The sequence below is a fragment of the Mesorhizobium sp. WSM4828 genome, from assembly GCF_055811175.1.
Genome location: NZ_JBVVQK010000011.1, coordinates 98,155 through 109,808 on the forward strand (window position 1 = coordinate 98,155; position 11,654 = coordinate 109,808).

The 11,654-nt window shown below is 62.1% G+C and carries 16 protein-coding genes; 8 read left to right on the forward strand and 8 right to left on the reverse strand.

Going from position 1 to position 11,654, the window contains the following annotated elements:
• Positions 1 to 451: 451 nt before the first annotated feature.
• The 5 genes from AC0L2X_RS14990 to AC0L2X_RS15010 all read right to left on the reverse strand — a co-directional run bounded on the left by AC0L2X_RS14990 (position 452) and on the right by AC0L2X_RS15010 (position 2,775).
• Complete coding sequence (locus AC0L2X_RS14990; RefSeq protein WP_352491586.1) at positions 452 to 745, reverse strand: hypothetical protein; 294 nt, start codon at positions 743 to 745, stop codon at positions 452 to 454.
• Positions 746 to 838: 93 nt separating this feature from the next.
• On the reverse strand, positions 839 to 1,444 hold the full coding sequence (locus AC0L2X_RS14995; protein WP_254817374.1) for an ATP-dependent Clp protease proteolytic subunit: 606 nt from the start codon (positions 1,442 to 1,444) through the stop codon (positions 839 to 841).
• 26 nt (positions 1,445 to 1,470) lie between these two features.
• Positions 1,471 to 1,995: an SRPBCC family protein gene (locus AC0L2X_RS15000; protein ID WP_473559768.1), complete on the reverse strand. Its 525-nt coding sequence runs from the start codon at positions 1,993 to 1,995 to the stop codon at positions 1,471 to 1,473.
• Positions 1,992 to 2,306 carry an ArsR/SmtB family transcription factor gene (locus tag AC0L2X_RS15005; protein ID WP_352491584.1) on the reverse strand — a complete coding sequence of 105 codons (315 nt, stop codon included), beginning with the start codon at positions 2,304 to 2,306 and terminating at the stop codon, positions 1,992 to 1,994. Before AC0L2X_RS15005 ends, AC0L2X_RS15000 begins: the two co-directional genes overlap by 4 nt.
• Before the next feature lie 79 nt (positions 2,307 to 2,385).
• Positions 2,386 to 2,775 (reverse strand): cupin domain-containing protein, encoded by a 390-nt coding sequence (locus AC0L2X_RS15010; RefSeq protein WP_473559771.1) that lies wholly within the window; start codon positions 2,773 to 2,775, stop codon positions 2,386 to 2,388.
• 209 nt (positions 2,776 to 2,984) lie between these two features.
• Here AC0L2X_RS15010 and AC0L2X_RS15015 point away from each other — a divergent pair, with 209 nt between their 5' ends.
• Together AC0L2X_RS15015 and AC0L2X_RS15020 are read left to right on the forward strand one after the other, a co-directional pair.
• Positions 2,985 to 3,497: a single-stranded DNA-binding protein gene (locus AC0L2X_RS15015; protein ID WP_352448761.1), complete on the forward strand. Its 513-nt coding sequence runs from the start codon at positions 2,985 to 2,987 to the stop codon at positions 3,495 to 3,497.
• A gap of 123 nt (positions 3,498 to 3,620) precedes the next feature.
• Positions 3,621 to 4,046: an OsmC family protein gene (locus AC0L2X_RS15020; protein WP_473559773.1), complete on the forward strand. Its 426-nt coding sequence runs from the start codon at positions 3,621 to 3,623 to the stop codon at positions 4,044 to 4,046.
• A gap of 8 nt (positions 4,047 to 4,054) precedes the next feature.
• Here the strand turns inward: AC0L2X_RS15020 and AC0L2X_RS15025 are convergent, their stop codons facing one another.
• On the reverse strand, positions 4,055 to 4,684 hold the full coding sequence (locus tag AC0L2X_RS15025; RefSeq protein WP_473559775.1) for a MarC family protein: 630 nt from the start codon (positions 4,682 to 4,684) through the stop codon (positions 4,055 to 4,057).
• 74 nt (positions 4,685 to 4,758) lie between these two features.
• Positions 4,759 to 5,289, reverse strand: a complete 531-nt coding sequence (locus tag AC0L2X_RS15030; RefSeq protein WP_473559777.1) for a hypothetical protein — start codon at positions 5,287 to 5,289, stop codon at positions 4,759 to 4,761.
• Positions 5,290 to 5,375: 86 nt separating this feature from the next.
• Between AC0L2X_RS15030 and AC0L2X_RS15035 the strand changes: the two genes are divergently transcribed.
• Both AC0L2X_RS15035 and gyrA read left to right on the forward strand, forming a co-directional pair.
• Positions 5,376 to 6,203: a helix-turn-helix transcriptional regulator gene (locus AC0L2X_RS15035; protein ID WP_473559779.1), complete on the forward strand. Its 828-nt coding sequence runs from the start codon at positions 5,376 to 5,378 to the stop codon at positions 6,201 to 6,203.
• A 148-nt stretch (positions 6,204 to 6,351) separates the two neighbouring features.
• Positions 6,352 to 9,138: a DNA gyrase subunit A gene (gene gyrA / locus AC0L2X_RS15040; protein ID WP_473559781.1), complete on the forward strand. Its 2,787-nt coding sequence runs from the start codon at positions 6,352 to 6,354 to the stop codon at positions 9,136 to 9,138.
• Between the two features lie 56 nt (positions 9,139 to 9,194).
• Here gyrA and AC0L2X_RS15045 read toward each other — a convergent pair whose 3' ends face one another.
• Entirely contained in the window at positions 9,195 to 9,347 is a 153-nt protein-coding gene (locus tag AC0L2X_RS15045; protein ID WP_254817366.1) for a hypothetical protein, read from the reverse strand.
• 195 nt (positions 9,348 to 9,542) lie between these two features.
• Between AC0L2X_RS15045 and coaD the strand changes: the two genes are divergently transcribed.
• The 4 genes from coaD to AC0L2X_RS15065 all read left to right on the forward strand — a co-directional run bounded on the left by coaD (position 9,543) and on the right by AC0L2X_RS15065 (position 11,645).
• Positions 9,543 to 10,043: a pantetheine-phosphate adenylyltransferase gene (coaD, locus tag AC0L2X_RS15050; RefSeq protein WP_352491576.1), complete on the forward strand. Its 501-nt coding sequence runs from the start codon at positions 9,543 to 9,545 to the stop codon at positions 10,041 to 10,043.
• Positions 10,044 to 10,118: 75 nt separating this feature from the next.
• Positions 10,119 to 10,709 (forward strand): peptidylprolyl isomerase, encoded by a 591-nt coding sequence (locus AC0L2X_RS15055; protein WP_473559783.1) that lies wholly within the window; start codon positions 10,119 to 10,121, stop codon positions 10,707 to 10,709.
• A gap of 28 nt (positions 10,710 to 10,737) precedes the next feature.
• Complete coding sequence (locus AC0L2X_RS15060; protein ID WP_254817363.1) at positions 10,738 to 11,250, forward strand: peptidylprolyl isomerase; 513 nt, start codon at positions 10,738 to 10,740, stop codon at positions 11,248 to 11,250.
• Positions 11,247 to 11,645: a hypothetical protein gene (locus AC0L2X_RS15065; RefSeq protein WP_473559784.1), complete on the forward strand. Its 399-nt coding sequence runs from the start codon at positions 11,247 to 11,249 to the stop codon at positions 11,643 to 11,645. The genes AC0L2X_RS15060 and AC0L2X_RS15065 overlap by 4 nt, the downstream gene beginning before the upstream one ends.
• Positions 11,646 to 11,654 lie beyond the last annotated feature (9 nt).

Here is an 11,654-nt window from a genome sequence, read left to right on the forward strand (position 1 = left end):
CAAGGTTGACGTCCCTGCGTCACGGGGGCAGACTCCAGACGTCAACGAAGCCGGCCGTCTTTCGATGGCCTCGCGGCCTGGGGCTAGCCTGCGAGACGCCGCGGGTTATGCGATGAGCGCTTCGACGACAGTCGCAACGAACAGAAGGAGAGCAGAGGCATGACTCCACCGGATAGTTCCTTGAGGCTCCACGTGTCGCTGGAGCCGCGGCAGGTATAAGTGACCAGGTCAGGCGTTTTGCGCTACCTGCCAACGTTGACTTGCCGATCCCCACAACAATCAGAGACTGCTAGTCGGATCGTCGGCTGAACGCCGCGAAGCATCCGAAATGAAAAGCCGGCATGAAACTCCCGGCAATTTGGATTTCAGATCCAAGAAGCCCCGTCAGCTGCACAAGCAATGGCGGGGCTGTTCGTTTGAAGCGCACATTTGTGGTGCATACCAGGCGAGCTTACCGGCTGGGGGGCCTGATCCCGCCGGTAGCGACATCGATGGTTATGCTACCGGAAATCCGAACGTCGGTATCGCCGATCTTGAACGTGCCGTTGCCGCTGCTGGGAAGCGCCTCGTCGGGCTCGGGCTGCGGGGCTGGCCCCGCGATGCGATAATCGCTGGTCACACCGGGCAGGGCGCCCTTTTGCGAGGACGTCGAATTATCTTGGGCAAGTGCCGCGCCGACCAACATGTTCGTGCCCACAATGGCGGCAATGGCAAGGCATAGGCTGGATGAACGGCTGGCGGTCATCACCTGACTATAGTGCGGCGATAGCGCCGAAGCCAGACCGGCGGCGCTGAAAGTTGCCAGCCCTCATGTCGCTCAGTTCGGTTCGAAGGTGCTTCATGCGGCCTGCTTGCGAGTGTCGAAAACATGGTCGACGAGGCCCCAATCCTTGGCCTCCTGCGCAGTCATGAAAAAGTCGCGGTCGAGCGTGCGTTCCACTTCTTCGTAGGTGCGGCCGCAATGGTGGGCGTAAAGATCGGTCATGCGCCGCTTGGTGCGAAGGATGCCCTCGGCATGGCGCTGGATATCGGAGGCTTGGCCCTGGAAGCCGCCGAGAGGCTGGTGCAGCACGATGCTGGTGTTGGGTAGCGCGATGCGCCGCCCCGGTGTGCCGGCCATCAAAAGGAACGAGGCCATCGAGGCGGCGAAACCCATACAAACGGTGGAGACCGGGCAGCTGATATACTGCATCGTATCGTAGATGGCGAAACCGCTGGTCACCACGCCGCCCGGCGAGTTGATGTAGAGCGAGACCTCCTTGTCGGGGTTGTCGGATTCCAGCGACAGAAGCTGGGCGCAGACCAGCGCCGAGGTGCCATCATCGATCGGCCCGTTGATGAAGACGATGCGCTCGCGTAGCAGCCGCGAAAATATGTCGAAGGCACGTTCGCCGCGGCTCGACTGCTCGATCACCATCGGCACCAAATTGGCAAGGCCGCTCATTATTTTTCTCCGTAGGCTGATCGGGTTCAGGCCGCGCGCAGAAGGAGGCGCGGGGTGTTTGCGGCGATCTGCTTGTGCTTGAGAGTGCGCGCTTCAAACGAAAGCCGGCAACCGGCGCATGCTATCGCGATCTCCGGCACTGCTGCCCGAGCAAAACCATCATGGACGATGCGCAGATGCGTGCCGCCGGAAACGGTGCGGTCGAGCGTAAAGGTGACGATGCTGTCCACTGGGCTGTCGTTCATTGGGCTGTCCAGGGGGCTGCCGGGCGGCACCTGCGTATCGCCGGGCGCCGGCCGCTCCCGCCAGGAGTAGCGCAGCAGCCGTCCGGGATCCGCGTCGAGGATTTCGCACTCGATCGGCGCATTCGGCGCTTTAAAGGCAAAGCGGTTGCCGATTTCGGGCTTGATGTCGTTCGGCATCATCCAGGCCGCGAGCAGATCCGGCACCGTCAGCGCCCTCCACACTTTTTCCGGCGGCTCGGGCAGTTCGCACTCGAACTCGATCTTGTCTACGGCCATTTCCGCGCGTTCTTTGCCTCGGCTGGTCATTGGTCCATGTCCTTCAACACCGTCTTGAGCCTTTCGATGCGCTCTGGCCAGAACGCACGGTAGCGTTCGATCCAGCCGAGCAGCGGCGCAAGCCCCTTCGGATCGACGCGGTAATAGGCGTTGCGGCCGGCCCGCCGCTCGACGACGAGGCCGGCGCCGCGCAGCACGGCGAGATGCTGCGATACCGCCGGCTGCGATACCGGCATGCCAGTGCGCAGTTCCGACACCGTCATCTCGCCGTCGGCGAGCCGCTCATAGACGGCGCGACGCGTTGGATCGGCCAGTGCCCGAAAAATCTCTGCTTCGATCATTCCGAAAGCATAAGTCTATACTTATCGGTTTGGCAAGCCGCTTTTTAAGACAGGCGGTGTTTTTACGACGGGCGCGATTTTACAAAGGCGTCGGAAGCCAGCGTCTCACCATGTCTGGAGATCCGCTAAACGTCGCCTCGAAAACGGGTGACGCGAGCACGGCATGGATATGAAGCAGTTCGGAGCCGACGTTCCGGAAGCCATGTTGCCTGAGCGCGGCAACAACAAGCGACTGTCCGGCAGTCAAGACGAGATGCTCATCATCGATCCACATCTCGGCCCTGCCGGCGATGACGGTAAGCACTTCCTCGACCGGGTGCCAATGTGTCGGGGCGCCAACCGTGGGTTCGACCCATTGTTCAAATATGCAAAGTTGAGTTGCGCCGTTGCAGGCCGAGACATGCATGCGGGTCTTTACTCCCGCCCGCCATTCTTCTTGCGGCTGATCGTCATGCTCGACCATCTTCATTGAGTTCGCCTCGATCTCAGGGTTCGTGGAAATTCGACGCCAGGACACTACTTGTTACTGACATCTATTGACAGTGCAGGGCCTTTAACTTAGAACGAATAGAGAACAAAAACCTTGTGGGAAAAGGCAGCCACAGCAGGCAGGGATTATCCATAGCCTGTAAGGTGCAGCGACAAAAATTTGGTTTCGGATGAGCGCGGAGAAGTGTCATGGCGGGTAGCGTCAACAAGGTCATTCTGGTGGGCAACCTCGGGGCGGACCCTGAAATCCGCCGCCTGAATTCGGGTGACCCGGTCGTCAACATCCGCATCGCAACGTCGGAAAGCTGGCGCGACAAGACATCCGGAGAGCGCAAGGAAAAGACCGAGTGGCACAATGTCGTGATCTTCAACGACCAGATCGCCAAGGTGGCCGAGCAGTATCTGAAGAAGGGCATGAAGGTCTATGTCGAGGGCCAGCTGCAGACGCGCAAATGGCAAGACCAGACCGGCAATGACCGCTATACGACCGAAATCGTGTTGCAGAAATTCCGCGGCGAGCTGCAGATGCTCGATGCGCGCGGCGAGGGCGGCGGCCAGGTCGGCAACTATGCTGGTGGTGGTGCGAGCCGCGGTTCCGATTTCGGCCAGTCCGGCCCGGGCGAAAGTTTCAATCGCGGTGGCGCCAACAAGGGTGGCGGCGGTGGTTCGTCGCGCGAGCTGGACGACGAAATTCCGTTCTGATTTCTCGGGGCAGACTGCCCTTGCGGCGAAAAGCGCCGGCATCTTGGCCACGAAATGGCGTCCCGAAAATCTGTCTTGGATTTTCGGGACGTTGTGCGTTTGAGCGGTGAAAGGACGTATCAGTTGAAAGCAAGGGTCAAATGGGTCGAGGAGCGCACTTTCATTGGCGAGTCCGCCAGTGGGCACAAGCTGGTGCTAGGCACTGCGTTTGGGCCGGAGGGCAAGACACCGGGGCCGAGCCCAATGGAACTGGTGCTGATCGGCACCGGCGGCTGCTCGGCCTATGACGTGGTCCATATCCTGGAAAAGGGGCGCGAGGCAGTTGAAGATTGTGTGGTCGAACTCGATGCCGACCGTGCAGAAGCCGATCCCAAGGTGTTCACCCGCATCCACATGCATTTTGTCGTCAAGGGCCGGGCGCTGTCACACGACAAGGTGAAGCGGGCAATCGGGCTTTCGATCGAGAAATACTGCTCGGCCTCGGCAATGATGGCCAAGACTGCCGAGATTACCCACGACTTCGAAGTCATTGAAACGACGGCGACGTAGGGCAGCTCCTAAGTCGCCATCAGCGCCTTGATGCCGTCGGCGACGAACTGTACGGCGAGCGCCGCCAGGATGACGCCGAGCAGCCGCGTCAGGATCGAACGGCCGGTTTGCCCGAGGATACGGTCGATGCGCTCTGACAGCACGAACACGAGGTAGGTGATGGCGAGGCAGATGGCGATGATGCCGACAAGGGCTGTCTGCGCGCCCAAACCCTGAAACGAGCTTGAGAGCAGGACGGTCGCCGAAATCGCGCCGGGACCGGCAATAAGCGGGATCGCCAGCGGAAAGGCGGCGATGTTGTGGATCATGTCCCTGGTGATGGCGACGTCGCCGATCTTCTCCTTGCGGTCCTGCCGGCGCTCGAACACCATTTCGAAGGCGATGAAGAACAGCAGAAAGCCGCCGGCGACGCGGAAGGCCGGCAGGGTGATGCCGAAGACTGACAGGATCGACGCGCCGGCGATTGCGAACAACGCCACCACCAGGAAGGCGATGACCGAGGCGCGCACGGAGACCTGGTTGCGTTCCTCGCGGTTCATGCCGCGGGTCACGGCGAGGAAGAGCGGCGCCAGGCCGGGCGGATCGATCGTCACAAGTATGGTGACGAAGGCGTTGAACAGGCTGTCGAAGCTCGGCATGCTGACCCTCCCCGCCGGCAATGCCGGATATCGGGATTGGTAGAGCAAAGCGGAGCCAGTGGAAACCGTGCGGATCACGGGCTCGCGGCGCGCCGCGCCAGGAACTCGACTTCGAGACGCCAGGTGGCGCCGTCGTCCTGTGAGCGTTCGCCCAGCCAGCGGAACGAATTTTCGGTGATGCGCGAAAAGCTCCAGCGCACAGCAGATCCGGTGCCGTCTGCGCCTTGCTGGATAATGGTGTCGCCCTCGGCACGGCCGAGCTGGCGGCTGTAGTACTGGCTGCGCGGATCGCTCCAGAAGATGTGCCAGGCGTCGACGTCGGGGTCGTAGACGCGCAAAGTCGTGCCATAAAAGGTCCATTTGCCGAGCGACGGCGAGGCGCCGGCGTCACGGGCGGGCAGGATCCATACGTCCTGGATCGCGCGGCCTTCGAGCACCCAGCCGAAATGCACCTCGCCGCGCCCGGTCGGCACCTGGCCGTCCTCGAGATGGCGCGTGGCGTCGAACGTCCAGGCGCCGACGAAGCGGCCGTAAAGGTTCAGTTTCTCGGCAAGGGCCGGTACGGGTCCATCGCTGTGCAGGGCCTTGGCAAAGGAATTGGACATGGCTTCGCTCTCATCTTGTCAGGAGACCGGCAAGCATAGAGGCCGACAGGGGTTCTGCGCTTGGGAAAAATTGCTATATTTCGGCGATGGCGACGAGCGCGCACAGGCTGGCGTCGGGCCGAGGCTGGCAGGTGTCGGATGTTATCTGCACCGCCAGCGCCGCCGACAGGCCATTCGAGGAGGAGCATCGGGATTTCTGCATTGCCGCCGTAACCAGCGGCACCTTCCGCTATCGTGCGCGCCAGGGCACGGCGATGCTGGCGCCGGGCGCGCTCCTGCTCGGCAATCCCGGCACATGCTATGAATGCGGGCATGAGCATGGCGCTGGCGACCGCTGCCTCTCCTTCCATTTCGGACCGGCCTATATGGAGCGGATCGTCGCCGACGTGCCGGGCGCGAAGACGCTCGATTTCGGCAGGCCACGCCTGCCGCCCTTGCCGGCGCTGGTGCCGCTGCTCGCCGACGCGGAGGCGGCGCGCGAGATGGCCGACACCGGCGCGTTCGAGGAACTCGCCCTGCGCATTGCTGGTGCAGCGGTGACAGCGGCTTACGGCGCCACGGAAGGACAAAGCGCGCCGAGCCGTCGTGACCAGAAGCGTGTTGCCGAAGCGGTGCGGCGCATCGAACTCGATGCCGACCGGCCGATCTCGCTTGCCGAACTCGCCGACGAGACCGCTACCAGCCCCTACCATTTCCTGCGCACCTTCCGGCACGTCGCCGGCATGACGCCCTACCAGTTCCTGCTGAGAGCGCGGCTGCACAGGGCAGCCGTGCGGCTGCGGACCTCGGATCAGACGATTTCGGCGATCGCCTTTGCAGCGGGATTCAACGATCTATCAACCTTCAATCGTCGTTTCCGGCGGCTGATGGGCGAGGCGCCAGGTACTTATCGCGCCCGCCGGCGATGCCCGTGAAAGGGTGCCACGGCCATATCGTCGCAATTGGTTTATCCTTTTGAATTTGCCGCTAAAAACCACACTGGAAAACTGCCGCGATTGTTGGAGTTTCGGGCCGGCTTCCTATATAAGCACCAAGTGATTCCTGATTAGATTGTGATCCGATTTGACCGACCAAAAGACACCGCGCGGCGCCGACGGCGGCCCCACCGGCATCGAGCCGATATCCATCATTGAGGAGATGCAGCGCTCCTATCTCGATTACGCCATGAGCGTGATCGTCAGCCGTGCGCTGCCGGACGTGCGCGACGGCCTCAAACCGGTGCATCGCCGCATCCTCTACGCCGCCTATGAGAGCGGCTATCACTGGAACCGCAAATATGTGAAATCGGCACGCCCGGTCGCCGACGTGATGGGTAAATACCATCCGCACGGCGACGCCTCGATCTACGACGCTTTGGTGCGCATGGCACAGGATTGGTCGCTGCGCGTGCCGCTGATCGACGGGCAGGGCAATTTCGGCTCGATCGACGGCGATCCGCCGGCGGCGATGCGCTACACGGAATCGCGGCTGACCAAGGTCGCGCACGAGTTGCTGGAAGACATCGACAAGGACACCGTCGATTTCCAGGACACTTACGATGCGTCGGGCAGCGAACCGAAAGTCCTGCCGGCGCGCTTTCCGAACCTGTTGGTCAACGGCTCCGGCGGTATCGCCGTCGGCATGGCCACCAACATCCCGCCGCACAATCTGGGCGAGGTCTGCAACGGCGCCATTGCCCTCATCGACAATCCGGCGATCGACCTTCCGGCACTGATGGAGATCATTCCGGGGCCAGATTTCCCGACCGGCGGCATCGTGCTTGGCCGTTCCGGCATCTACAGCGCCTATTCGACCGGCCGCGGCTCCATCGTCATGCGCGGCCGCGTCAACGTCGAGGCGCGCGGCAACGACCGTGAATCGATCGTCATCACCGAGGTTCCCTATCAGGTGAACAAGGCGTCGATGATCGAGAAGATGGCCGAACTGGTGCGCGACAAGCGCATCGAAGGCATTTCCGACATTCGCGACGAGAGCGACCGCCAGGGCTACCGCGTCGTCATCGAACTGAAGCGCGACGCGGTCGCCGATGTCATCCTCAACCAGCTCTACCGCTTCACGCCGCTGCAGACGTCGTTCGGCGCCAACATGGTGGCGCTGAACGGCGGCAAGCCGGAATTGCTGACGCTGACCGACATGCTGAAGGCGTTCGTCGCCTTCCGTGAAGAGGTGATCAGCCGGCGCACGAAATTCCTGCTGCGCAAGGCGCGCGACCGTGCCCATGTGCTGGTCGGCCTTGCCATCGCCGTTGCCAACATCGATGAAGTCATCAAGCTGATCCGCACGGCGCCGGACCCGCAGACGGCGCGCGAGCAGTTGATGGAGCGTCGCTGGCCTTCGGGCGACGTGGAATCGCTGATTCTGTTGATCGACGATCCGCGCCATCGCATCAACGAGGACGGAACCTACAATCTCTCTGAGGAGCAGGCCCGCGCCATCCTCGAACTGCGCCTGCAGCGCCTGACCGCGCTCGGCCGCGACGAGATCGCCGACGAGCTGAATACGATCGGCGACGAGATCAAGGATTACCTGGACATCCTGTCGTCCCGCGCCCGCATCCAGCAGATCGTCAAGGACGAACTCATCGCCGTGCGCGACGAATTCGGCACGCCGCGCCGCACCGAGCTCGCCGAGGGCGGGGCGGACATGGAAGACGAGGATCTGATCCAGCGCGAGGACATGGTCGTCACGGTCAGCCATTCCGGCTACATCAAGCGCGTACCGTTGTCGCTCTACCGGGCGCAGCGCCGCGGCGGCAAGGGCCGCTCCGGCATGTCGACCAAGGAAGAGGATTTCGTCACCCGGCTGTTCGTCGCCAACACGCACACGCCGGTGCTGTTCTTCTCCTCGCGCGGCATCGTCTACAAGGAAAAGGTCTGGCGCCTGCCGATCGGCAACCCGCAATCGCGCGGCAAGGCGTTGATCAATATGCTGCCGCTCGAACAGGGCGAGCGCATAACCACCATCATGCCGCTGCCGGAGGACGAGACGAGTTGGGGCGAGCTCGACGTCATGTTTGCCACCACGCGCGGCACCGTGCGCCGCAACAAGCTTTCGGACTTCGTCCAGGTCAACCGCAACGGCAAGATTGCCATGAAGCTGGACGAGGAAGGCGACGAGATCCTCGGCGTCGAGACCTGCACCGACAACGACGACGTGCTTTTGACGGCAAGTTCCGGCCAGTGCATCCGCTTTCCGGTCAGCGACGTACGCGTCTTCCAGAGCCGCAATTCGGTCGGCGTGCGCGGCATTGCGATGGCCGATGGCGACCGGGTGATCTCGATGGCGGTGATCGAGCATGTCGATGCGCCGCCGGCCGAGCGTGCCGCCTACCTTAAGCGGGTGGTGGCCGAACGCCGGCTCGCTGCCGACATCGCGGCCGGCGAGGAGGAAGAAATCCAGCTCACCAATGAAGAGGTCGGCGAAGAGGCGGAGCTTTCCGACGAGCGCTATGAATTCCTCAAGGCGCATGAGCAGTTCGTGCTGACGGTGACGGAATATGGCTACGGCAAGCGTTCGTCGTCCTACGATTTCCGCCTGACCGGTCGCGGCGGCAAGGGTATCCGCGCCACCGATGTCTCGAAAACGGCCGAAATCGGCCGTCTGGTGGCGACCTTCCCGGTCGGCAATGACGATCAGATCATGCTGGTTTCGGATGGCGGCACCGTTATCCGCGTCCCGGTGAACGGCATTCGTTTCGCCAGCCGCGCCACCAAGGGCGTTACCATTTTCAATACCGCAGAGGGCGAGAAGGTCGTTTCGGTGGAGCGAATTTCAGAACCGCAAGCGGATGAAGAGATCGAAGAGAGTGTCGATGCCGAAGGTGGGGAGCCTGATACTACCGTCGAGTGAGTTTGCCACGACGGCGCCAGCCCTGTGGGCCGGCGTTGTCAAGAAACCCGGGCAATCTAGAAGTGGCGATAAGGCTTGCGGTTGCCGAAGCCTTCGAACCGCTTGGTATTGGCCTTGGCGCGGACGCGCTGTGCTTCCTGATGCAACCCGAATACGGTAGCGATCAGCATGGCGACGGTCATTGCGGTGGCGAGCATGTAGATCAGCATGTGCGTGTTCTCCTGCGCCTAACAACGATTAGATGGGTGTTTGGTTTCATCTTCTGCAGCTGCGACTTAGTGAACCCTGCGTGAAGCCGTTGTGAGCGGCACATTCATCTGTCGTTCACGTCGCCAAAACGTTCATGGGGCGGGCCTGCCTATCGGATTTGCCTTTAGGGGAGAGGCTCGCTAGAAGCACCTGCCATGACCGAACGCATCGCCCTTTATGCCGGCTCTTTCGACCCGCTGACCAACGGCCATCTCGACGTGCTGAAGGCGTCGCTGGCCGTGGCGGATACCATCTATGCGGCGATCGGCATCCATCCCGGCAAGAAGCCGCTGTTTTCCTTCGAGGAACGGGTCGATCTGATCGAAACGGCCGCGAAGGCGGAATTCGGCAGCGACGGTGCGCGTATCAAAGTAGTCGCCTTCGACGGGCTGGTCATCGACGCGGCCAGGAAGCATGGCGCCTCGATCATAATCCGCGGCCTGCGCGACGGCACCGATCTCGACTATGAGATGCAGATGGCCGGCATGAACGAGACCATGGCGCCGCAGCTGCAAACGGTTTTCCTGCCCGCCAGCCCCTCGGTGCGCACCATTACCGCCACACTTGTGCGCCAAATAGCTTCGATGGGAGGCGACATCCGCCCCTTCGTGCCGGCGGCCGTGGCCGGCGCGCTCACCGCCAAATTCGCGAAATAAATGCATGTCGCCCAAAAGTGGAACCCGGCTTTGGGTAACGACATGCATGAACGAAGATAGTCGGAGAAAGATCCCATGCAGCTGAAAAAGCTTGCCTTCTTGCTTGCCGTGCTTGCCGGTCTTGTGACCGCATCCGTGTCGGCGTTTGCCGCCGATCCGGAAAACACCATAATCGTAACGCTGAAGGACGGCGACGTGACCATCGCGCTGAGGCCCGACCTTGCGCCGAAGCACGTCGCGCAGATCAAAAAGCTGGTGCGCCAGGGCGCCTACGACAACGTCGCCTTTCACCGCGTCATCGACGGCTTCATGGCGCAGACCGGCGACGTCAAGTTCGGCAACATGAAGAGCGGCTTCAATGCCGACGCCGTCGGCACCGGCGGCTCCGATCTTCCCGACCTGCCGGCCGAATTCTCCAGCACCGAGCACTACCAGCGCGGCGTGGTCGGCATGGCCCGCTCCGACGATCCGAATTCCGCCAATTCGCAATTCTTCATCATGTTCGCGCCGGCACCGCCGCTCGACGGCCAGTACACCATCGTCGGCAATGTCGTCAGCGGCATGGAGCTGGTGGACCACATCAAGAAAGGCGAAGCGGCGCAGAACGGGACGGTGACCGACCCCGATCGCATGATCAAGGTGCGCATCGCCGCCGACGGCAAGTAACCCCAAGTTTCAAAAGGATATTTCTGACATGGCCGAAATCAAGGACCGCGAGAACGCGCTTATCATGGATACGACCAAAGGCAAGGTCGTCATCGAATTGTTTCCAGATCTGGCGCCCGGCCATGTGGGCCGTATCAAGGAGCTGGCGCGCGAAGGCGCCTATGACGGCGTGGTCTTCCACCGCGTCATCGACGGCTTCATGGCGCAGACCGGCGACGTCAAGTTTGGCAATTCCAACAAGCCGTCTTTCGCGCCGTCGCGCGCCGGCACTGGCGGTTCCGACAAACCCGATCTGAAGGCAGAGTTCTCCAATGCCAACCATGGCCGCGGCACCTGCTCGATGGCCCGCTCGCAGAACCCGAACTCGGCCAATTCGCAGTTCTTCATCTGCTTCGACGATGCCGCTTTCCTCAACCGCCAATACACGGTATGGGGCCAGGTCATCGAAGGCATGGACAATGTCGACAAGATCAAGCGCGGCGAACCGGTGCAGGATCCCGACAAGATCGTGTCGCTCAAGGTCGCGGCCGACGTGAAATGACCGGCCGGGTTGTCGCGGCCATCGCATTTGTGCTCGTCGCGGCGGCCACTCCGGCGCTGGCGACGGAATCGATCGTCTGCAGCGCCGACGGCGGCGCGGCATCGATCGATGTTTTGATGGGACACACGGCCGTCATTGCGGTGGCGCGTGTGTGGCTGGATGCCGGCGGCAAGACATGGACCACGGACGGCCAGCCGGGTTCAACGAAAGTCATCGTCGGACAGGCATTCGAAGACGACGACCGTATGCTGATCGATCTCACTGATGAGGGCCTCAGCTCGATCATCGCCAGATTGCGGCTGGTCAAGGCCAGTGAGCAGTCCAGTTTCGCGATGGGCGGTACGCTGAGCATAGACGGTGTCGGCGCTTGGGCGGTGACCTGCCCGGAACCTTGAGGCGGGGAT